This is a genomic window from Bradyrhizobium pachyrhizi (assembly GCF_001189245.1).
Taxonomy (GTDB): domain Bacteria; phylum Pseudomonadota; class Alphaproteobacteria; order Rhizobiales; family Xanthobacteraceae; genus Bradyrhizobium; species Bradyrhizobium pachyrhizi.
In genome coordinates this window covers 124715-144203 of sequence record NZ_LFIQ01000084.1, presented here as the reverse complement: position 1 = coordinate 144203, position 19489 = coordinate 124715, and the positions used below count along the sequence as shown (strand labels likewise).

Annotated in this window: 21 protein-coding genes; 14 read left to right on the top strand and 7 right to left on the bottom strand. The window is 65.5% G+C overall.

The features are described from left to right. The 10 genes from AKL29_RS19440 to AKL29_RS19395 form a co-directional block, all read left to right on the top strand. Positions 1-623 (top strand): LysR family substrate-binding domain-containing protein (locus AKL29_RS19440; protein ID WP_244482182.1); only part of this gene is annotated, 623 nt, incomplete at its 5' end. A 1082-nt stretch (positions 624-1705) separates the two neighbouring features. Further along, complete coding sequence (locus tag AKL29_RS19435; protein ID WP_028332851.1) at positions 1706-1900, top strand: hypothetical protein; 195 nt, start codon at positions 1706-1708, stop codon at positions 1898-1900. A gap of 5 nt (positions 1901-1905) precedes the next feature. Continuing rightward, positions 1906-2661 (top strand): metal ABC transporter ATP-binding protein, encoded by a 756-nt coding sequence (locus AKL29_RS19430; protein WP_028332852.1) that lies wholly within the window; start codon positions 1906-1908, stop codon positions 2659-2661. Positions 2662-2666: 5 nt separating this feature from the next. Next, positions 2667-3536 carry a metal ABC transporter permease gene (locus AKL29_RS19425; RefSeq protein ID WP_016842589.1) on the top strand — a complete coding sequence of 290 codons (870 nt, stop codon included), beginning with the start codon at positions 2667-2669 and terminating at the stop codon, positions 3534-3536. 5 nt (positions 3537-3541) lie between these two features. Continuing rightward, positions 3542-4414 (top strand): metal ABC transporter substrate-binding protein, encoded by an 873-nt coding sequence (locus tag AKL29_RS19420; RefSeq protein ID WP_050385227.1) that lies wholly within the window; start codon positions 3542-3544, stop codon positions 4412-4414. 56 nt (positions 4415-4470) lie between these two features. Then, positions 4471-5523, top strand: a complete 1053-nt coding sequence (locus tag AKL29_RS19415) for a CobW family GTP-binding protein (RefSeq protein WP_028332855.1) — start codon at positions 4471-4473, stop codon at positions 5521-5523. After that, positions 5523-6542 carry a WD40 repeat domain-containing protein gene (locus AKL29_RS19410; protein WP_050385226.1) on the top strand — a complete coding sequence of 340 codons (1020 nt, stop codon included), beginning with the start codon at positions 5523-5525 and terminating at the stop codon, positions 6540-6542. The genes AKL29_RS19415 and AKL29_RS19410 overlap by 1 nt, the downstream gene beginning before the upstream one ends. Before the next feature lie 98 nt (positions 6543-6640). After that, positions 6641-7357: an MgtC/SapB family protein gene (locus tag AKL29_RS19405; RefSeq protein ID WP_018269700.1), complete on the top strand. Its 717-nt coding sequence runs from the start codon at positions 6641-6643 to the stop codon at positions 7355-7357. Positions 7358-7438: 81 nt separating this feature from the next. Continuing rightward, the gene (locus tag AKL29_RS19400; protein ID WP_028332857.1) at positions 7439-7771 is read left to right on the top strand and encodes a hypothetical protein; all 333 of its coding nucleotides are present in this window, start codon (positions 7439-7441) and stop codon (positions 7769-7771) included. 119 nt (positions 7772-7890) lie between these two features. Then, positions 7891-8631: an acetoacetate decarboxylase gene (locus tag AKL29_RS19395; protein ID WP_028332858.1), complete on the top strand. Its 741-nt coding sequence runs from the start codon at positions 7891-7893 to the stop codon at positions 8629-8631. Positions 8632-8761: 130 nt separating this feature from the next. Here the strand turns inward: AKL29_RS19395 and AKL29_RS19390 are convergent, their stop codons facing one another. The 6 genes from AKL29_RS19390 to AKL29_RS19370 form a co-directional block, all read right to left on the bottom strand. Continuing rightward, complete coding sequence (locus tag AKL29_RS19390; protein ID WP_152977661.1) at positions 8762-10204, bottom strand: homospermidine synthase; 1443 nt, start codon at positions 10202-10204, stop codon at positions 8762-8764. Between the two features lie 40 nt (positions 10205-10244). Continuing rightward, complete coding sequence (locus AKL29_RS19385) at positions 10245-10634, bottom strand: RidA family protein (protein WP_028332860.1); 390 nt, start codon at positions 10632-10634, stop codon at positions 10245-10247. Between the two features lie 91 nt (positions 10635-10725). Continuing rightward, complete coding sequence (locus tag AKL29_RS43365; protein WP_167350407.1) at positions 10726-10893, bottom strand: hypothetical protein; 168 nt, start codon at positions 10891-10893, stop codon at positions 10726-10728. Between the two features lie 11 nt (positions 10894-10904). Beyond that, positions 10905-11522: a GNAT family N-acetyltransferase gene (locus AKL29_RS19380; protein ID WP_028332861.1), complete on the bottom strand. Its 618-nt coding sequence runs from the start codon at positions 11520-11522 to the stop codon at positions 10905-10907. A 130-nt stretch (positions 11523-11652) separates the two neighbouring features. Next, positions 11653-12795: a type III PLP-dependent enzyme gene (locus AKL29_RS19375; protein WP_028332862.1), complete on the bottom strand. Its 1143-nt coding sequence runs from the start codon at positions 12793-12795 to the stop codon at positions 11653-11655. A 673-nt stretch (positions 12796-13468) separates the two neighbouring features. Then, positions 13469-13729 carry a hypothetical protein gene (locus AKL29_RS19370; protein ID WP_028332864.1) on the bottom strand — a complete coding sequence of 87 codons (261 nt, stop codon included), beginning with the start codon at positions 13727-13729 and terminating at the stop codon, positions 13469-13471. A 130-nt stretch (positions 13730-13859) separates the two neighbouring features. On the opposite strand from AKL29_RS19370, the gene AKL29_RS19365 reads away from it, so the two are divergent. Genes AKL29_RS19365 through AKL29_RS19355 form a run of 3 tightly spaced genes read left to right on the top strand, consistent with a single transcriptional unit; the run spans position 13860 to position 17690 of the window. Continuing rightward, positions 13860-15935 carry a M3 family metallopeptidase gene (locus AKL29_RS19365; protein ID WP_050385224.1) on the top strand — a complete coding sequence of 692 codons (2076 nt, stop codon included), beginning with the start codon at positions 13860-13862 and terminating at the stop codon, positions 15933-15935. 13 nt (positions 15936-15948) lie between these two features. After that, positions 15949-16587, top strand: coding sequence for a DUF1007 family protein (locus tag AKL29_RS19360; protein ID WP_050385223.1), 639 nt, complete (start codon positions 15949-15951; stop codon positions 16585-16587). Continuing rightward, positions 16584-17690: a nickel/cobalt transporter gene (locus tag AKL29_RS19355; protein ID WP_430648884.1), complete on the top strand. Its 1107-nt coding sequence runs from the start codon at positions 16584-16586 to the stop codon at positions 17688-17690. The genes AKL29_RS19360 and AKL29_RS19355 overlap by 4 nt, the downstream gene beginning before the upstream one ends. Before the next feature lie 167 nt (positions 17691-17857). On the opposite strand, the gene AKL29_RS19350 is transcribed toward AKL29_RS19355, so the two are convergent. Beyond that, positions 17858-18256: an MAPEG family protein gene (locus tag AKL29_RS19350; protein WP_050385221.1), complete on the bottom strand. Its 399-nt coding sequence runs from the start codon at positions 18254-18256 to the stop codon at positions 17858-17860. 114 nt (positions 18257-18370) lie between these two features. On the opposite strand from AKL29_RS19350, the gene hemH reads away from it, so the two are divergent. Beyond that, a complete protein-coding gene (gene hemH / locus AKL29_RS19345) occupies positions 18371-19408 on the top strand; it encodes a ferrochelatase (protein WP_028332869.1) in 1038 nt (345 codons plus the stop codon). Positions 19409-19489: the final 81 nt, after the last annotated feature.

The window sequence follows — 19489 nt, the reverse complement described above, 5'->3', positions numbered from 1 at the left end:
TCGACAGCGCGGCGGCCGGCCTGCTGCCGCCGCTGCTGCGCGACGTCCGCGCCGCCCATCCCGACGTCGCGGTGCAGCTGCTCGAGGAGAAGACCATCCGGCTGCTGCCGAAGCTATTGTCGGGCGCGCTCGACCTCGCCTTCGTGCGCCCGCCGGAGCGGCCCGACCGCCGCATCGAGTTTGTCCCGCTGCTGCAGGAGACCGCCGTGGTGGCGCTGTCGCACAAGCATGCGCTGGCGCGGCGCAAGCAGATCGTGCTGCCCGACATCGCGGATCAGCCCCTGATCGTGCCGGAGCGCCGCTCGCGGCCGCACAGCCACGATCTGACGACAAAACTGTTCGACGAGGCCGGGCTGACGCCGCGCATCCAGGAGATCGCCGACGAGAAGCAGACCATCGTCAACATGGTCGCAGCGCGGCTTGGCGTTGCCATCGTGCCGCGCTGGACCGCGCGGATGGCGATCCCCGGCGTCCGCTTTGTGCCGCTCCGCCTGAAGCGTGGGAGCAGCGCCGGCCGCCTGCCGCTCGCCGCCGCCTGGCTGAAAGGCTCCCGCGATCCGGTCCGCGACCAGGTGATCGCGGTGCTCGAGGCAAGGTTGAAGAGTTACGCGCGCGAGGCGTGAGGGCGCTGCGTTGCGTGATGCCTCGACGGGCGATGAATGATTTTGGCCGGTTGACCTAGGTCAACGCGACCTGCGCTGGCCGGGTGAGCGTGTCCGGCATGGCGAAGCGTCAGGACTGGGTCATGATCGCAGGGTGCGTCGCTACCGCTTTGGCGGTGGTGGCGCTCGTCGCCCTTTTCTCTGCCTGAGCTGTGTCGCCCCCGTAGTGTTACGGGGGTGTCCAGCTAGGCCCCTGAGATAACTCGGTAATTCCCAAAGCTCGAACACCGCTGGCACAAACTGCACTGGCTTGCCGAGTTCCTCCCGGCATAGCTTCCCCGTCCAACGTAGGGCGGCGTTATGGGCAACCTACTTTACAGCGTGTTTGTCGTGCTGATGGGGCTAAGCCCGGTCATCCTCGTGGCGATTGCCATGTTCATAAACTGAGGGCCGGAGCTGTGTCTTCCGGCGTGCCAACCACCGATCCATGTCGCTGGCGTGCTTAGTTAATAAATCCGCAATGCCTTAACCTGGTGAAAGGTTGGCGTCAGCGCCGGCGTGTACGCTCGCGCCCATGAATTGGGACCTGCTGTATTTCCGTCTCTCGCTCGTCTGGATGGCGATCACCGCTGCCATGCTGGTCTATGTGCTGGTCGCATAAAGGCTGCCTCTGAAGTTTGCCTTACGCGCGGCACCGCACAATTAGCGTCGTCCCGGCGAAGGCCGGGACCCATAACCACAAAAGCCGATTGTTACGCACCGTTGGAACAACAAGTCCCATCAACAACACGCGCCACGGCGTATGGGTCCCGGCCTGTGCCGGGACGACGCTGAATTTGAGGCGCGCAGGTGGGCCTCGCAATCTGCACCACGGATTCGCCGTTGTCTCGGCCGTCGCCAGGACGACGCGGAGAGAACTGCGCACGGGTGCGCCTTTGCTCCGGCACAGGTAGCCAACGGTTCCCATCCAGGCAGGTTTCCGGCAAAGCTGTCGACCGGGGCGTCACTCTGCCGGCGCGGCTCAAATCTCCCCCGGTTTTGCGGGTCGGCCATGAGTTCCTCGTTTGTAGACTCGCGTTATGTTATAATATAACAGTCATTCCATGGCGCATACGCACACCCATGAGGAAAACCATCACGGCCACGCCCATCCCCACGGGCACAGCCACGCCCCGCACGCGCATCCGGCGCAGGCCGCGCACTGGTCGATCCTGCGCATGCCCGTGCCGGCCCGACTGCTCGCGGCACTGGCGGTCAGCGCCTGCCTGTGGGCTGTCGTCTGGCTGGCGATGAGGTGAGACCTGTGGCTGCTCTTGTTACCTTCCGCGACGTCACGCTCGGCTATGACCGCCACCCGGCGGTGCATCACCTCAATGGCGCCGTCGAGGCCGGTGCGCTGCTCGCCGTGATCGGCCCGAACGGTGCCGGCAAGTCGACCCTGCTGCGCGGCATCGCCGGCGTGCTCAAGCCGCTGTCGGGCGTGATCGATCTCGACGGGCTGGATCACCGCGACATCGCCTATCTGCCGCAGTCCGCCGACATCGACCGCAGCTTCCCGATCTCGGTGTTCGACTTCGTCGGCACCGGGCTGTGGCGCTCGACCGGGTTCTTCGGCGGCATCGGCAAGGCCGCGCGCGAGAAGATCCTGGCGGCGCTCGCCGCGGTCGGGCTCAATGGTTTCGAGAACCGCCCGATCGGCACGCTGTCCGGCGGTCAGACCCAGCGCATGCTGTTCGCGCGCGTGCTGTTGCAGGACGCCCGCCTGATCGTGCTCGACGAGCCGTTCAACGCCATCGATGCCAAGACCACCGCCGACCTGCTGGCGCTGGTGAAGCGCTGGAACGGCGAGGGGCGCACCGTGCTGGCGGCGCTGCACGACCTCGACATGGTGCGCAACAATTTCCCGGAGACGCTGCTGCTGGCGCGCGGCCCGGTCGAATGGGGACCGACCGCCGAGGCGCTGACTGCGGACAATCTGATGGTCGCAATGCGGATGTGCGAGGCGTTCGACGACAGCGCCGCGGCCTGCGCCGCCGACCCACGCTCGCGGGCCGCCTGACGCCGATGCTATCCGACGCGCTGGTCACGCCCTTCACCGAATTCGAGTTCATGCGCCGCGCGTTGGCGGCGGTGATCGCGCTGTCGCTCGGCGGTGCGCCGATCGGCGTGTTCCTGATGCTGCGGCGGATGAGCCTGGTCGGCGACGCCATGGCGCATGCGATCCTGCCGGGGGCGGCGATCGGCTTCCTGCTGTCCGGGCTCAACCTGTTCGCGATGACGACCGGCGGCCTGATCGCGGGCTTTGCCGTGGCGCTGCTCGCCGGCCTCGTCGCCCGCACCACCGAATTGAAGGAGGACGCCTCGCTTGCGACCTTCTATCTGGTCTCGCTCGCGCTTGGCGTCACGATTGTTTCGATCAAGGGCACCAATATCGACCTGCTGCACGTGCTGTTCGGCAACATCCTGGCGATGGACGACCAAACGCTGCTGGTGATCGCGTTCAACGCCACCCTCACGCTCTTGGTGCTCGCGGTGATCTATCGCCCGCTGGTGATCGAATGCGTCGATCCGGTATTCCTGCGCACCGTGAGCCGGGCCGGCGCGCCGGCGCATCTAGCTTTCCTCGCCCTGGTCGTGGTCAACCTCGTCAACGGCTTCCACGCGCTCGGCACGTTGCTCGGCGTCGGACTGATGATCCTGCCCGCGGGCATTGCGCGGTTCTGGTCGCGCGACATCACCACCATGATCTGCATCGCGGTGGCGAGCGCGATGCTGTCGGGCTATGCCGGGCTGGTGCTGTCGTACCAGACCCGGATTCCATCCGGCCCCGCGATCATCCTGGTCGCGGCGGGGCTCTATATTGTGTCGCTGCTGTTCGGCAATGTCAGCGGCCTGGTGCGGCAGCTGTTTCCCGGCCGCCATCTCGAGGCGTGAGTACGATGCGGCGATTGTTCGGTTTGATTGGTCTGGCGCTGCTGCTGGCGAGCGGACCGGCGCGCGCCGCCGAGCGCATCAATGTCGTCGCGAGCTTCTCGATCCTCGCCGACATGGTGCGCAATGTCGGCGGCACTAATGTCGACGTGACGGCGCTGGTCGGGCCCGACGGCGATGCGCATGTCTACGCGCCGACGCCGGCGGACGCCAGGAAGGTTGCCGACGCCAAGCTCGTGGTCATCAACGGCCTCGGCTTCGAGGGCTGGATGCCGCGGCTGCTGCAGGCCTCGGGCAGCAAGGCGCCGGTCGCGGTGGCGACCAAGGGGATCATGCCGCGGAAGATGGGCGGCCATGACGATCCGCATGCCTGGCAATCCGTGGCCAATGCGAAGATCTACGTCGTCAATATTCGCGACGGGCTGATCGCCGCGGCCCCGGACCAGGCAGCCAACTTCAAGGCCAATGCCGACGCCTATCTGGCCAAGCTCGAGGCGCTCGACCGCGAGGTGCACGAGGCGGTGGCGAAAGTGCCGGAGGCGCGGCGCAAGGTGATCTCGACCCATGGCGCCTTCGGTTATTTCGCCGACGCCTACGGCGTCACGTTCTTCTCGCCGCTCAGCGTGTCCACGGATTCCGAGCCCAGCGCGCGCGATATCGCCGCGATCATCGCCCAGATCAAGGTTGCGAAAATTCCGGCAGTTTTTCTCGAAAATATCAGCGATCCCCGCCTGATCGAACGGATCGCGGCCGAGACCGGCGCCCGGGTCGGCGGCACCCTGTATTCGGACGGTTTGACGGCCGAAAAGGGCGATGCACCCACTTACATTGATATGGTCAGGCACAATATAAAGGCCCTGACCAGCGCGCTCGCCGACTAGGGCAGGAGCCCTCCCTGCCGGGATTGAGCGCGGCCCCAAGTTCCTTCGGAGTTGTTATGGCTGAAGCTTCGCAAAAAATTCCTGTGACCGTGCTGACGGGCTATCTCGGCGCCGGCAAGACCACGCTGTTGAACCGCATCCTGTCGGAAAACCACGGCAAGAAATACGCCGTCATCGTCAATGAATTCGGCGAGATCGGCATCGACAACGACCTCATCATCGGCGCCGATGAGGAAGTGTTCGAGATGAACAATGGCTGCGTCTGCTGCACCGTGCGCGGCGACCTCGTCCGCATCATGGACGGCCTGATGAAGCGCAAGGGCAAGTTCGACGCCATCATCGTCGAGACCACCGGCCTTGCCGATCCCGCGCCGGTCGCGCAGACCTTCTTCGTCGACGAGGACGTGCAGAAGAACGCCCGGCTCGATGCCGTCGTGACCGTCGCCGATGCCAAATGGCTGAGCGACCGCCTCAAGGACGCGCCGGAAGCCAAGAACCAGATCGCGTTCGCCGACGTCATCGTGCTGAACAAGACCGACCTGGTCTCCAAGCCCGAGCTCGCCGAGGTCGAAGCCCGCATCCGCGGCATCAATCCCTATGCCAAGCTGCACCGCACCGAGCGTTGCCAGGTCGGGCTGACCGACGTGCTGGAGCGCGGCGCGTTCGATCTCGACCGCATCCTGGAGATCGAGCCGGATTTCCTCGAGGCCGGCGACGATCACGACCATGACCACGGTCATCACCATGACCATAATCACCACCACCATGATCACGACCACGGCCATGGCGGGTTGAAGCATTATCACGACGAGGACATGCAATCGCTGTCGCTGCGCTCCGAGAAGCCGCTCGATCCGACCAAGTTCATGCCCTGGCTGCAGCAGCTCGTCGCCACCGAGGGTCAGAAGATCCTGCGCTCGAAGGGCATCCTCGCCTTCACCGGCGATGACGATCGCTACGTGTTCCAGGGCGTCCACATGATGCTGGAGGGCGACCATCAGCGGAAATGGAAGGACGGCGAGAAGCGCGAGAGCCGCGTCGTGTTCATCGGTCGCGAACTGCCCGAGCAGGCGATCCGCGACGGCTTCGAGCAGTGCATCACCACGTGATGAAAGAGTTCGATCCGGGCGAGGCCCCTTCTTCCATCGTTTCGATCACCGACCGCGTCAAGCCGCTGCCGCTCGGCGCGGCCGTGGGCTCGGTGCATTTCCTCGGCGACCGCGCGTTCTTCGTCGGCGCCGAGGAGGGTGTTGCGATCGCGACCGCCGACGGCGAGATCACACGGATGGAGACGCATTTCGGCGCCATCCTGTGCGCCGCCTCCGACGGCAAGCGGCTCGTCACCGGCGGTGACGACGGCAAGCTGATCGCGATCGACGCCAAGGGCGAGACCTCTGTCATTGCGACCGACGCCAAGCGGCGCTGGATCGACAATGTCGCGCTGCATGGCGACGGCACGCTGGCGTGGTCGGCGGGCAAGACCGCGTTCGTGCGCAATCCCAAGGGCGAAGAGAAGACCTTCGAGGTGCCGTCGACCGTCGGCGGGCTTGCTTTTGCGCCGAAGGGCCTGCGGCTTGCGATCGCGCATTACAACGGCGTGACCTTGTGGTTTCCCAACATGGCGGCCAATCCGGAGTTTCTGGAATGGGCCGGCTCGCATCTCGCCGTCATGTTCAGCCCGGATAACAAATTCCTCGTCACCGCGATGCACGAGCCCGCGATGCATGGCTGGCGGCTCGCCGACAACCGGCATATGCGGATGAGCGGCTATCCCGGCCGCGTGCGCTCGATGTCATGGAGCGTCGGCGGCAAGGGGCTCGCGACCTCGGGCGCCGATACCGTGATCGTCTGGCCGTTCACCAGCAAGGACGGCCCGATGGGCAAGGAGCCGGCGATGCTGGCGCCGATGCCGGCGCGGGTCGCCGTGGTCGCCTGCCATCCGAAGAACGACATCATGGCGGTCGGCTATGCCGACGGCACCGTGCTGATGGTCCGGCTCGAGGACGGCGCCGAGATCCTGGTGCGCAGAAACGCCGGCACGGCGGTGTCGGCGCTCGGATGGAATGCCAAGGGCACGCTGCTCGCCTTCGGCACGGAAGATGGTGACGCGGGCATCGTGGAAATGTAAGAGATCGCGGCAGACGAAGCGTTTTCGAGCGAAGTGGGTATCGGTTCGCGTGAAGAAAACGCGTCAAAAGACGAAGCTCGCGCCGGGGCCGCAGCGTCATGCGATTTCTCACCACGTTCCAGCTCGCCGACTTCATCGACACGCTGGTCAGCCTGACCACGGCCTTCGTGCTCGGCACCCTGATCGGTGCCGAGCGGCAGTACCGGCAGCGCACCGCGGGTCTGCGCACCAATGTGCTGGTCGCGGTCGGCGCTGCCGCCTTCGTCGACCTCGCGATGCATCTGGCCGGCGCCGACGGCGCGGTGCGGGTGATCGCCTATGTGGTGTCGGGGATCGGCTTCCTCGGCGCCGGCGTCATCATGAAGCAGGGCATGGATGTGCGCGGCCTCAACACCGCGGCCACGCTGTGGGCCTCGGCCGCGGTCGGCTCCTGCGCGGGTGCCGACCTCGTGGCGCAGGCGGCGGCGCTGACCGTGTTCGTGATCGCCGGCAACACGCTGCTGCGTCCGCTGGTCAACGCGATCAACCGCATCCCGCTGAACGAGAAGGCCTCGGAGGCGACCTATTACTTCAAGCTCGCGGTTACCCCCGAGGCATTGCCCGACATGCGCGACCGCCTGGTCGAGAAGCTGGAGGCAGCGAACTATCCGGTCGCCGATGTCGACGTGGTCGAGGCCGGTGACGACTTCCTCGAGATCGTGGCGACGCTGGTCTCGACCGCGGTCGAGCCCAACGAGCTGAACGCCGTGGTGGTCGACCTGCAGCATCAGCCCGGCGTGCGGCACGCGACCTGGGAGGTCAGCACCACGGATTGAGCCGAGGTTCCCGCAGGCGCCGCTTCGGAACCATGCCGTGGCGGGATCGTTGACCCCGCGGACAAGGCGCAGGTGAACGAGATGGCTGTGGATCGGACCAGGTTGCGAATCGACATGCTGATCGCCTCGACGCTGGTGGCGGCGGGCGTTGCGATCGCGGTGCTTTCGCTGCACGCGATCAATGCCGCCCCGCCGCAAGAGATCGCGCAGGCGACCCAGCCGCTGCAACCGACGCCGACGCCCGAGCCGCAGAAGACGGCGCCGCCGGCCGAGTCGAAGCCGGGCGGCGAGCGGCCGACCACGCCGGCGCCGCAGCCCGCGCGTCCCGACGATGAGGCACGGAAGGCCGGCGCCAAGCCGGTGCTGCCGCCCGCGCCCGCGGAGAAGACCGCGCCGCCGATCGAGAAAAAGTAAGCGCACCGCGGCCCGCATTGTGACGCGGATTTGACGGACGCTGCCGATTATACGGTCTCGCCTCCACCGCCCGCGCACCCCATAATCCGTCGTCTCGCCAACGACAGATGGGGCCTGCCATGAAGATCGAGGATATCCGGCGCACCGCCTATTCGATGCCGCTCACCAACCCGTCGTTTCCGCCGGGGCCCTACCGGTTCTTCGACCGCGAATATTTCATCATCACCTACAAGACCGACCCGGAAGCGCTCGCCGCCGTGGTGCCGGAGCCGCTCGAGGTCGCCGAGCCGGTGGTGAAGTACGAGTTCATCCGCATGCCGGACTCGACCGGCTTCGGCGACTACACCGAGACCGGGCAGGTGATCCCGGTTCGCTTCAGGGGTGAGGAGGGCGCCTACACCCACGCGATGTATCTCGACGATGAAGGCCCGATCGCCGGCGGCCGCGAGCTGTGGGGATTTCCGAAGAAGCTGGCAAAGCCCAGGATCGAGGTCGAGAGCGATGTGCTGGTCGGCTCGCTGCATTACGGCTCGGTGCTCTGCGCCTCCGCCACCATGGGCTACAAGCATCGCAAGGTCGACCACGACACCGTCTTGAAGTCGATGACGGCGCCGAACTTCATTCTGAAGATCATCCCGCATGTCGACGGCAGCCCGCGGATCTGCGAGCTGGTGCGGTTTCATCTGGAAGACATCACGCTGAAGGAGGCCTGGACCGGCCCCGCCGCGCTCGGCCTGTTTCCACACGCGCTGTGCGACGTCGCCCGCCTGCCGGTGCGCGAGGTGGTCTCGGCGCTGCATTTCAAGGCGGACCTGACCCTCGGCCTCGGCTCGGTCGCGTTCGACTACATGGCGAGATGACGAAGTCATTCCGGGGCATCGCGTCGGCGATGAACCATGGTGCGCACTCGCGCACCTGAGAATCTCGCGCAACGATTTCGAGATCCCGGGTCTGCGCGCCTAAGCGCGCACCCCGGGATGACCGTTCGGGTCAGCGCACCAGAATATTCTTGAACTGCCAGGGATCGCTGGTGTCGATGTCTTCCGGAAACAGTCCCGGACGATCCGTCAGAGGGGTCCAGTCGGTGTAGAAACCCTTCACCGGGCCGAGATACGGCAGCTGGATTTCCAAGAGACGATCGAAGTCCATCTCGTCGGCCTCGACGATGCCTTCGTTCGGGTTTTCCAGCGCCCACACCATGCCGCCGAGCACGGCGGAGGTCACTTGCAGGCCGGTGGCGTTCTGATAGGGCGCGAGCTTGCGAGTCTCCTCGATGGAGAGCTGCGAGCCGTACCAGTAGGCATTGTTGTCGTGGCCGAACAGCAGCACGCCGAGCTCGTCGATGCCGTCGACGATCTCGTTCTCGTCGAGGATATGGTGCTTTTCCTGCATCTTCGCTGCGCGGCCGAACATTTCATGCAGCGACAGTACGGCGTCGTCGGCCGGGTGATAGGCATAGTGGCAGGTCGGCCGATAGATCGCCGTGCCCGATGCGTCACGCACCGTGAAGTAATCGGCGATCGAGATCGACTCGTTGTGGGTGACGAGGAAGCCATACTGCGCGCCGCGGGTCGGGCACCAGGTGCGCACGCGCGTGTTGGCGCCGGGCTGCATCAGATAGATGGCGGCGCCGCAGCCGGCTTCGTGGGTGTGCGCATTCTCGGGCATCCATTTCTCATGGGTGCCCCAGCCGAGTTCGGACGGCTGCACGCCTTCCGACAGGAAACCTTCCACCGACCAGGTGTTGACGAAGACATCAGGCTCTTTCGGCGACTTGGAGCGCTGGGTGTCGCGTTCAGCGATGTGGATGCCCTTCACGCCGGCCTGCCGCATCAAGTCCGCCCATTCGGCCTTGGTCTTCGGCTTCGGGGCATTGAGCTTCAGATCGGCGGCGACATTGAGCAGAGCCTGCTTGACGAAGAATGAGACCATGCCGGGATTGGCGCCGCAGCAGGAGACGGCCGTCGTCGAGCCCGCGGGGCGCGCCTTCTTGGCCGCCAGCGTCACTTCGCGAAGCGCGTAATTGGAGCGCGCTTCCGGGCCCTTCGAGGAATCGAAATAGAAGCCGAGCCAGGGCTCGTTGACGGTGTCGATATAGAGAGCGCCGAGTTCGTTGCACAGCTCCATGATGTCGGTCGAGCCGGTATCGACCGACAGATTGACGCAAAAGCTCTGGCCGCCGCCTTCGGTGAGCAGCGGGCTCAGCAGGTCGCGATAATTGTCCTTGGTCACGGCCTTCTGGATGAATTTGACGTTGTGCTTCTCGCAATGCGCCTTGCGGCCCTCGTCCTTGGGGTCGATCACGGTGACGCGCGACTTGTCGTAGTCGAGATGCCGCTCGATCAAAGGCAGCGTGCCTTTGCCGATCGAGCCGAAGCCGATCATGACAATGGGACCTGTGATCTTCGCGTAGATCTGCGAGGCGGGGCTCATCATTTTCTCCAGGAGAGTGCCTAGCGGCGGATAGAGTGGATCAGGGGTTGCGACGCTTCGCGGTGACTTCGATCTCGACCTTCATCTCGGGCTTGTAGAGCCCCGCGACGATCAGCATCGTTGCGGCCGGGCGGATGTCGCCGAGGACCTCGCCGCAGACCGCGAAATGGGCATCCACGTCACGGGCATCGGTGAGGTAGTAGGTCGCGCGCACGATGTCGGCCATCGCAAAGCCTCCCTCCTTGAGGGCGGCCTCAATGGTCTTGAAGCAGTTCCGTGACTGGCTCGTGACATCTGATGGCATGGTCATCGTGGCGTAGTCATAGCCGGTGGTTCCCGCGACGAAGGCGAAGTCGCCGTCGATCACGGCACGGCTGTAGCCGGCGGTCTTCTCAAAGGGCGAGCCGGTGGAAATCAGGCGGCGGGACATGTTGAACCTCGACTGAAATGGCTTTGCGCGGGGTTTACGGGCATTTTCGGCGCCCGCGCAACCCCTTGGTTCAGGCCTGGCGCGGCCGGCGTTAGCGGGACTGCAGCGTGGTGTCCGGCGGCGACGGCGGCGTGCCGGTCCAGCGCCGGACCAGGATATCCCTGACGATCATCACCGAGATCAGGATCAGCATGACCGTGGTGACGAGGCCGCGCCAACGCGGGCGCGCGCCATCGGTGATGGGAAGGTGCTCCGACATGGCGGCCCGCCTTACGCCGCGTGCGGCACGGCGAGCGGTGCCTTCCGGCTCCGGGATCGCGTCCGCGATGCCTTGGCCTCGGGCAGCGGCGCGCCGGTCGGCGTGATCATGCCCCAGGCGCCGTCCAGCGCGCCGGCGACAAGCTCGAGGCCGAGCAGCCGCTCGCGCTCGAACGTGCCAGGCAGCGACAGCTCGCCGGTTTTGGCGGCGGTGAAGCCGAAGCGGGCGTAGTAGGGCGCATCGCCAAGCAGGATCACGGCGCCGTGGCCGCGCGCCTTAGCGACCGCCAGCGCACGCTGCATCAGCGCGGCGCCGACGCCGAGGCCGCGGCAGTCGTCGTCGACTGCCAGCGGCCCCAGCATCAGCGCGCTGCGGCCCCCCGCGCTGACGTGCCACAACCGCACGGTTCCAACCACCCGGCCGTCCTGGCGCACGGCCGCAAGGCTCAGGCCTTCGGCGGGCGCGCGTCCGTCGCGCAGGCGCTGGCAGGTGCGCGTATGGCGATTACAGCCAAAGCAGGCATCCAGCAGCGCTTCGCGTGCGACGACGTCCGAGCCACGCTCCGCACGGATCGCGAACGGGGCGGCATCTCGGATGAGGGCAACGGGGGTGTTCCGTTTTGCAGTCATGGCACGTCAGTCCCCGCTTGCAACGGCATGTCGTACGCCGCGGCAAGCGTCGTTCAGGAAAATCAAAAATGATCGGGGAGGAGCCGGCGGGGCCGGCTCCCGGTTTATCGGGCCTCGAAAAGGAGGCGAGTCAGATGTGGTAGGTCTTCAGCGGCGGAATGCCGTTGAACGCCACCGACGAGTAGGTCGACGTATAGGCGCCGGTGCCTTCGATCAGCAGCTTGTCGCCGATCTCGAGCGTCACCGGAAGCGGATACGGCAGCTTCTCGTACAGCACGTCGGCGCTGTCGCAGGTCGGGCCCGCGAGCACGCACGGCGTCATGTCCGCCCCGTCATGCGGGGTGCGGATGGCGTAGCGGATCGACTCGTCCATCGTCTCGGCGAGACCGCCGAACTTGCCGATGTCGAGATAAACCCAGCGCACCTCGTCCTCGTCGCTCTTCTTCGAGATCAGAACGACTTCGGTCTCGATGATTCCGGCATTGCCGACCATGCCGCGGCCCGGCTCGATGATCGTCTCCGGGATCTGGTTGCCGAAATGCTTGCGCAGCGCGCGGAAGATCGACCGGCCATATTGCAGGACCGGCGGAACGTCCTTGAGGTACTTGGTCGGGAAGCCGCCGCCCATGTTGACCATGGTGAGGTTGATCCCGCGCTCGGCGCAGTCACGGAACACGGTCGACGCCATCGCGAGCGCGCGGTCCCATGCCTTCACCTTGCGCTGCTGCGAGCCGACATGGAACGAGATGCCGCACGGCTCCAGACCCAGGCGCTTGGCGAGGTCGAGCACCTCGACCGCCATCTCCGGGTCGCAGCCGAACTTGCGCGACAGCGGCCACTCGGCGCCGGCGCAGTCATAGAGGATTCGGCAGAACACCTTGGCGCCGGGGGCGGCACGAGCGACCTTCTTGACCTCGGCGGCACAGTCGACCGCGAACAGGCGAATGCCGAGTGCGAAGGCACGCGCGATGTCGCGCTCCTTCTTGATCGTGTTACCATAGGAGATGCGGTCCGGCGTCGCACCGGCGGCCAGCGCCATCTCGATCTCCGCGACGGTCGCGGTGTCGAAGCAGGAGCCGAGCGAGGCCAGCAGCGACAGCACTTCGGGCGCAGGATTGGCCTTCACCGCGTAGAACACGCGGCTGTCCGGCAGCGCCTTCGCGAAGGTCTGGTAGTTGTCGCGCACGACTTCGAGGTCGACGACGAGGCACGGCTCGGTGTCGAGACCATCCTGACGGCGGTTGCGCAGGAATTCCTGGATACGTTCAGTCATGGCACTCTCCAACGGCCCCAGCGACGGGATCCGCATCAACGTGACGTCGGGTGAGAGCGCTTCGGCCACATCGCGCGATGGAGGCGCGTTGAGGCCAAGAGACTCAAACCAGACTGTGCTGCCGTGGATTGGTTGGGAGAGTTTCCCGCCCGATCACCTGGCAATGAAGGACAAGCCTTTTCAGTAGCCCGGGCCGGCGTTGGACCGCCGGTAGAGACCAAAAAAGCCCGATCCGTCGTTGCTTTAAGTCGCGTCCCCCGTTGAGAGCGGGGTGCGCCGGTTCGCCTCCGGCTGCCAGTCACGGTTGCAAAGAGTGGTGAGACCTTCAACGCGGCATCCCTGGAGAGAGATGCTGGCCGCCTCGTGTCCTGATGGACGTAAGCGACCCTCGGTTCTTCCACCCCTTGGCGGCTGTCCGGCCTCTTGTCCGGATACCTACCGACTGACACACGACCACAGGCACGTGCGAAATTGGGCAAGGCAGGAAATAAGTCTTTTGACTTCGTGGCGCAAGAATTTTTTTGCGATAGCGACAAATTTCCCTAACGCGTGCTTGCGATGTCGCGCGGAGCACGCGTCGGACGCGCTGAGGATGAACGGCTGTTAAGAATGACTAACGAAGCGTGTGTGCGTTTTGGCCTTGTGCCGCAGTGCTTTCTTGAATCGCTCAAGCTCACGCGCGACGCGTGAACGGCTCGACGCGTTGAGCTGCGCGGATGAAGGCGATCATGATCAGGACGCCGATGCCGAACAGCACCGCCTGCAGGATGTGCGCGGCGACGTCGTCGAGCCCGAGCAGGATCGCGAGCGCCCAGCCGCCGGCGAACGCCGCGCCGAACACTTCCGCGCCGATCAGGATCGCCGCCGAGATCACGGTGATGACGCTCGGCCAGGCGATGGTGCGGTTGCCTGAGGTGGAGGGCTGCATGGTCATGGAATAGGTCCTGTTCAGGGGGCGCAATCTCTCCGAAAAGTGCCCATCTATCAAGCGCAAAAGGCCCAAAAATGCCGTATCGCGTGATATAGATTGGGCAGCATTTTCAAGGCGAAAAACGGGACATTCGATGTCAGGAACCAGCGCAGACGCTCACGCCAACCCCCTTCTGAAGGCATGGCAGACGCCGCTCGAGACGCCGCCCTTCGCCGAGATCAAGCCGGAGCATTTCCTGCCCGCCTTCGAGCAGGCCTTCGCCGATCATTCCGCGGAAGTGGCTGCGATCACCCATGATCCGTCGCTGCCCGACTTCGACAACACCATCACCGCGCTGGAGCGCTCCGGCAAGCTGCTGTCGAAGGTCTCGGCGGTGTTCTACGACCTGGTCTCGGCGCATTCGAGCCCGGCGATCCTGGAGATCGACAAGGAGGTGTCGCCCCGGATGGCGCGGCACTGGAATCCGATCATGATGAACGCTGTGCTGTTTGGCCGCATCGCCATGCTGCACGAGAAGCGCGCCTCCCTCGGCCTGACCGGCGAGCAAATGCGGCTGCTGGAGCGCACCTACACCCGCTTCCGCCGCTCCGGCGCCGGCCTCGACGATGTGGCGAAGGCCCGCATGGCCGAGATCAACGAGCGTCTCGCCCATCTCGGCACCTCGTTCAGCCACCATCTGCTCGGCGACGAGCAGGAGTGGTCCATGGAGCTCGGCGAGGACGACCGCGCCGGCCTCTCCGACACATTTGTGGCGGCTGCCAAGGCTGCGGCGGAAGAGCGCGGCATGCCCGGCAAGGCGATCGTGACGCTGTCGCGCTCCTCGGTCGAGCCGTTCCTGCAGAACTCGTCGCGGCGCGACCTGCGCGAGAAGGTCTACAAGGCCTTCACGGCCCGCGGCGACAACGGCAACGCCAACGACAACAACGCGACCATCGTGGAGATCCTCAGGCTCCGCGAGGAGACCGCGAAGATCCTGGGCTTCCCGACCTACGCCGCCTACCGCCTCGAGGATTCCATGGCGAAGACGCCGGAGGCGGTGCGCGGCCTCTTGGAACGGGTCTGGAAGCCGGCACGGGCGCGGGCGCTCGCCGACCGCGACGCGCTGCAGGCACTGATCGCGGAGGAGGGCGGCAATTTCGCCCTCGCGTCCTGGGACTGGCGCTACTACGCCGAAAAGCTGCGCCAGCGTCGCGCCAATTTCGACGATTCCGCGATCAAGCCCTATCTGGTGCTCGACCACATGATCGAGGCCGCGTTCGACTGCGCTACCCGTCTGTTCGGCGTCACCTTCGAGGAGCGCAAGGATATTCCGGTGTGGCATCCGGACGTCCGGGTCTGGGAGGTCAAGGGCCGCGACGGCCAGCACAAGGCACTGTTCTACGGCGACTACTTCGCGCGGCCCTCGAAGCGCTCCGGCGCCTGGATGACCTCGCTGCGCGACCAGCAGAAGCTTGACGGCGGCGTCGCGCCGCTGGTCATCAATGTATGCAACTTCGCCAAGGGCGCCGACGGCGCGCCGTCGCTGCTGTCGCCCGACGACGCGCGGACCCTGTTCCACGAGTTCGGCCATGGCCTGCACGGCATGCTGTCCAACGTGACCTATCCGTCGCTGTCCGGAACCAGCGTGTTCACCGACTTCGTCGAGCTGCCCTCGCAGCTCTACGAGCACTGGCAGGAGCGGCCCGAGGTGCTGCAGCGCTTCGCCCGCCACTACCAGACCGGCGAGGCGCTGCCGGATGACCTGCTCACGCGCTTCCTTGCCGCGCGCAAGTTCAACCAGGGCTTCGCTACCGTGGAGTTCGTCTCCTCGGCGCTGGTCGACCTCGAATTCCACACCCAGCCGGCGGCGGCGAGCTGGGACGTCCGCGCCTTCGAACAGAAGGAGCTGGAGAAGATCGGCATGCCCGCCGAGATATCGCTGCGGCACCGGCCGACCCAGTTCGGCCATATCTTCTCCGGCGACCATTATGCGTCGGGCTATTACAGCTACATGTGGTCGGAGGTGATGGACGCCGACGCGTTCGGCGCCTTCGAGGAGGCCGGTGACATCTTCGATCCCGCGACCGCCAAGCGGCTGCATGACGACATCTATTCGTCGGGCGGCTCGCGCGATCCGGAGGAGGCCTATGTCGCCTTCCGCGGCCGCGAGCCCGAGCCGGACGCGCTGCTGCGCCGCCGTGGCCTGCTCGAAACGCCTGAGGCGGCCTGAGGTGCGGCCGTCATTGAATCGGCTGATCGGCTGGCTCGTGCTTGCGGTGTCCGTCGTGCTCTGCACGGCGGCCGCCGAGGCCCATCCGCATGTCTGGATCGTTGCCAAGAGCGAGCTGATCTACGCGCCCGACGGCACCATCACCGGAGTCCGCCACGCCTGGACGTTTGATGACATGTTCTCGACCTACGCGCTGCAAGGCATCGAGACCAAGGTGAAGGGCGCCTACAGCCGCGAGGAGCTGGCGCCGCTGGCGCAGACCAATGTCGAGTCGCTGAAGGAATACGCCTACTTCACCTTCGCCAAGGGCGACGGCAAGAAGCAGAAGTTCACCGAGCCGGTCGACTATTTCCTCGAATACAAGGATTCGGCGCTGACGCTGCACTTCACCTTGCCGGTGAAGACGCCGTTCAAGGCCAGGCAGCTCTCGCTCGAAGTGTTCGACCCGACCTATTTCATCGACTTCCAGTATACCGAGAAGGAGCCGGTCAAGCTGGTCGGCGCCGCGGCGAACTGCAAGATGCAGTTCGAACGGCCGAATAGTGACGGCACCGCCGCCGCGCAGAAGCTCGGCGAGCAAACCTTTCTCGACGGCGGCAACGGCAATTTCGGCATGATGTTCGCCAACAAGGTCTCGGTGGAGTGCCCATGACGCCGATCGCCTCCCGCGTGATGCGCGGCCTCGCCGTATCCGCCGCCGTGCTGGCGGTCTTTGCGCTGCTCGACGGCGCCGTTCATGCGTTGCTGGCGCAAAATCCGTTCGGTGCGCCGCGCGCGGCAGAGCCGCAGGGCGGGCTGGTCGGCTGGCTGCTGGCGAAGCAGTCGGAGTTTTACCGCGAGATCTCCCAGACCATCCGTGCCGCGAAATCCGACGGCTCGGCGGTCTGGACGCTGCTCGCGATCTCCTTTGCTTACGGGATTTTCCATGCCGCCGGCCCCGGCCACGGCAAGGCGGTGATTTCCTCCTACATGGTCGCCAACCGCGAGACCGCGCGGCGCGGCATCGTGCTGTCGTTCGCCTCGGCGCTGATGCAGTCGGTGGTCGCCGTTCTCATCGTGGGCATCTGTGCCTGGCTGCTCAACGCGACCGCGAAGACCATGTGCGGGGCGGAGAAGGCGATCGAGATCGCAAGCTACGCGCTGATCGCGGCGTTCGGCGCCCGACTGGTGTGGGTCAAGGGCGGCGGCTTCTTCCGCGCGCTGCAGATGCCGCGCCCGGCGCTGGCGATGGCCGGCGCGCATCAGCACGATCACGACCACCGTGATCACGGCCATGATCACCATCATCGTCACGCGCATGACGATCACGAGCATCATCATGACCATGGCCACGATCACGGGCATGACGCGCAGCACGTCCATGACGAGCATTGCGGCCATTCGCACGGGCCGACGCCGGCCGAGCTTGCCGGTCCTGGTGGCTGGCGGCGCGGCTTAGGTGCGATCCTTACGGTCGGGATCCGGCCCTGCTCGGGCGCGATCCTGGTGCTGGTGTTCGCACTGGCGCAGGGCCTGTTCTGGGCCGGCATTGCCGCGACCTTCGTGATGGGGCTCGGCACCGCCATCACGGTGGCGGCGATCGCGCTGGTCGCGGTGTCGGCGCGCGGCGTGGCCGAGCGGCTGAGCGCGGCGCGCGACGGCGGCGGCATGGTCATCATGCGCGGCCTGGAATTCGCTGCCGCTGGCCTCGTGCTGCTGTTCGGGCTCGGGCTGCTGTTCGGCTACGTCGCGGCCGAACGGGCGACGTGCCTTTGAAGTCACCTCTCCCCGCTTGCGGGGAGAGGTCGAAATTCGCGTGCGCAAATTTCGGGTGAGGGGGTCTCCGCACGCTGCCTTCAATCGAATTTGCGGAGACGGCCCCTCACCCCAGCCCTCTCCCCGTAAGAACGGCGTAAGAACGGGGAGAGGGGGAAGAAACTGGCTCAACTCGTCAGATAGCCCCTGATCGACGGCAGCAGGAAGATCGCGATGTTGATCGCGAAACCGATGCTCCAGAGGATCGAGCGCAGCGTCGGGCGGTTGCCGATATAGGTGAAGACGTAGGCGATCCGCACGATCAGGAACAGCACCGCGAGCTCGTCGATCAGCCGCAGCGGGCCGACGCGGAATTCGGCGAGCAGCACGGCGAAGGCGAAGAACGGGAAGGCCTCGATGCCGTTCTGGTGCGCGCCGAGCGCCCGCGAGCGGATCGGATCGTCGTAAAAGTCGGGATCGCGCGGCCTGGCATTGTCGAAGCTGCGGAAGCCGGCCCACTTCACCGACACGATCGTCAGCAGCGAGAGCATCAGCGTCCCGAAGACGCACCATTCGGCGATCGTCATGGTTCCCCCTTATTCCGCACGGGAACGTAGCCAACCCGCACTCGGCTTGACAAGGTTGGAGCAACGCGCGAAGCCCAAAGCCCCCAGGCGAAGGATATCAAGCGCAAGGCCATCATGAGCACGGTGATCCCCTTCGAGAGCGCGAAGCCTGCCGCGGCGCCGAAGCCGGAACGCGTCGGCGTGCTGCTGGTCAATCTCGGCACGCCCGATACGGCCGATGCCGCCGGCGTGCGGGTCTATCTCAAGGAGTTTCTGTCCGATCCGCGGGTGATCGAGGATCAAGGCCTGCTCTGGAAGCTGATCCTCAACGGCATCATCCTCCGCGTCCGGCCGGCCCGCAAGGCGCGCGACTATCTGAAGATCTGGAACACCGAGAAGAACGAGTCGCCGCTGAAGACCATCACGCGCTCGCAGGCCGACAAGCTGGCGGAAGCGATCGCCGATCACGATCACGTCGTGGTCGACTGGGCGATGCGCTACGGCAACCCCTCGATCAAGGAGCGCATCGAGGCGCTGGCGGCGCAGGGCTGCGGCCGGCTGCTGGTGGTGCCGCTCTATCCGCAATATTCCGCCGCGACGTCGGCGACGGTCTGCGACGAGGCGTTTCGCGTGCTGGCCGGCATGCGCGCGCAGCCGATCCTTCGGGTGACGCCGCCCTACTACGACGATCCCGACTACATCGAGGCGCTCGCGGTCTCGATCAATGCGCATCTTGCGACATTGCCGTTCCAGCCCGAGATCATCGTCGCGTCATTCCACGGCATGCCGAAGGAATACGTCGACAAAGGCGATCCGTATCAGGCGCAATGCATCGCCACGACCAACGCGCTGCGCAAGCGGCTCGGGCTCGATGCCAACGGGCTGATCCTCACCTTCCAGTCGCGCTTCGGCAAGGCCGAGTGGCTGCAGCCCTATACCGACAAGACGGTCGAGAAGCTGGCCAGGGACGGCGTGCGGCGCATTGCCGTGGTCACGCCCGGCTTCTCCGCCGATTGCCTGGAGACGCTGGAGGAGATCGCGCAGGAGAATGCCGAGATCTTCCGGCACAATGGCGGCGAGCAGTTCGCGGCGATCCCCTGCCTCAACGACAGCGACGGCGGCATGGACGTGATCCGCCAGCTCGTGCTGCGCGAGCTGCAAGGCTGGATCTAACAAGGCTGGATTTGATTGTTAACGATCCGTGACACCGGGCACGGGCATTCGTTGGCATCTGGTCATCCGACAGCAGCTTCC

Coding starts and splice junctions, on each gene's coding strand:
- AKL29_RS19370 (WP_028332864.1), bottom strand. CDS start 13,729: ATGACCATGCAGCCCTCCACCTCAGGCAACCGCACCATCGCCTGGCCG.
- AKL29_RS19435 (WP_028332851.1), top strand. CDS start 1,706: ATGGCGCATACGCACACCCATGAGGAAAACCATCACGGCCACGCCCAT.
- AKL29_RS19405 (WP_018269700.1), top strand. CDS start 6,641: ATGCGATTTCTCACCACGTTCCAGCTCGCCGACTTCATCGACACGCTG.
- AKL29_RS19410 (WP_050385226.1), top strand. CDS start 5,523: ATGAAAGAGTTCGATCCGGGCGAGGCCCCTTCTTCCATCGTTTCGATC.
- AKL29_RS19390 (WP_152977661.1), bottom strand. CDS start 10,204: ATGAGCCCCGCCTCGCAGATCTACGCGAAGATCACAGGTCCCATTGTC.
- AKL29_RS19365 (WP_050385224.1), top strand. CDS start 13,860: ATGTCAGGAACCAGCGCAGACGCTCACGCCAACCCCCTTCTGAAGGCA.
- AKL29_RS19375 (WP_028332862.1), bottom strand. CDS start 12,795: ATGACTGAACGTATCCAGGAATTCCTGCGCAACCGCCGTCAGGATGGT.
- AKL29_RS19350 (WP_050385221.1), bottom strand. CDS start 18,256: ATGACGATCGCCGAATGGTGCGTCTTCGGGACGCTGATGCTCTCGCTG.
- AKL29_RS19420 (WP_050385227.1), top strand. CDS start 3,542: ATGCGGCGATTGTTCGGTTTGATTGGTCTGGCGCTGCTGCTGGCGAGC.
- AKL29_RS19395 (WP_028332858.1), top strand. CDS start 7,891: ATGAAGATCGAGGATATCCGGCGCACCGCCTATTCGATGCCGCTCACC.
- AKL29_RS19415 (WP_028332855.1), top strand. CDS start 4,471: ATGGCTGAAGCTTCGCAAAAAATTCCTGTGACCGTGCTGACGGGCTAT.
- AKL29_RS19355 (WP_430648884.1), top strand. CDS start 16,584: ATGACGCCGATCGCCTCCCGCGTGATGCGCGGCCTCGCCGTATCCGCC.
- AKL29_RS19425 (WP_016842589.1), top strand. CDS start 2,667: ATGCTATCCGACGCGCTGGTCACGCCCTTCACCGAATTCGAGTTCATG.
- AKL29_RS43365 (WP_167350407.1), bottom strand. CDS start 10,893: ATGTCGGAGCACCTTCCCATCACCGATGGCGCGCGCCCGCGTTGGCGC.
- AKL29_RS19385 (WP_028332860.1), bottom strand. CDS start 10,634: ATGTCCCGCCGCCTGATTTCCACCGGCTCGCCCTTTGAGAAGACCGCC.
- hemH (WP_028332869.1), top strand. CDS start 18,371: ATGAGCACGGTGATCCCCTTCGAGAGCGCGAAGCCTGCCGCGGCGCCG.
- AKL29_RS19380 (WP_028332861.1), bottom strand. CDS start 11,522: ATGACTGCAAAACGGAACACCCCCGTTGCCCTCATCCGAGATGCCGCC.
- AKL29_RS19400 (WP_028332857.1), top strand. CDS start 7,439: ATGGCTGTGGATCGGACCAGGTTGCGAATCGACATGCTGATCGCCTCG.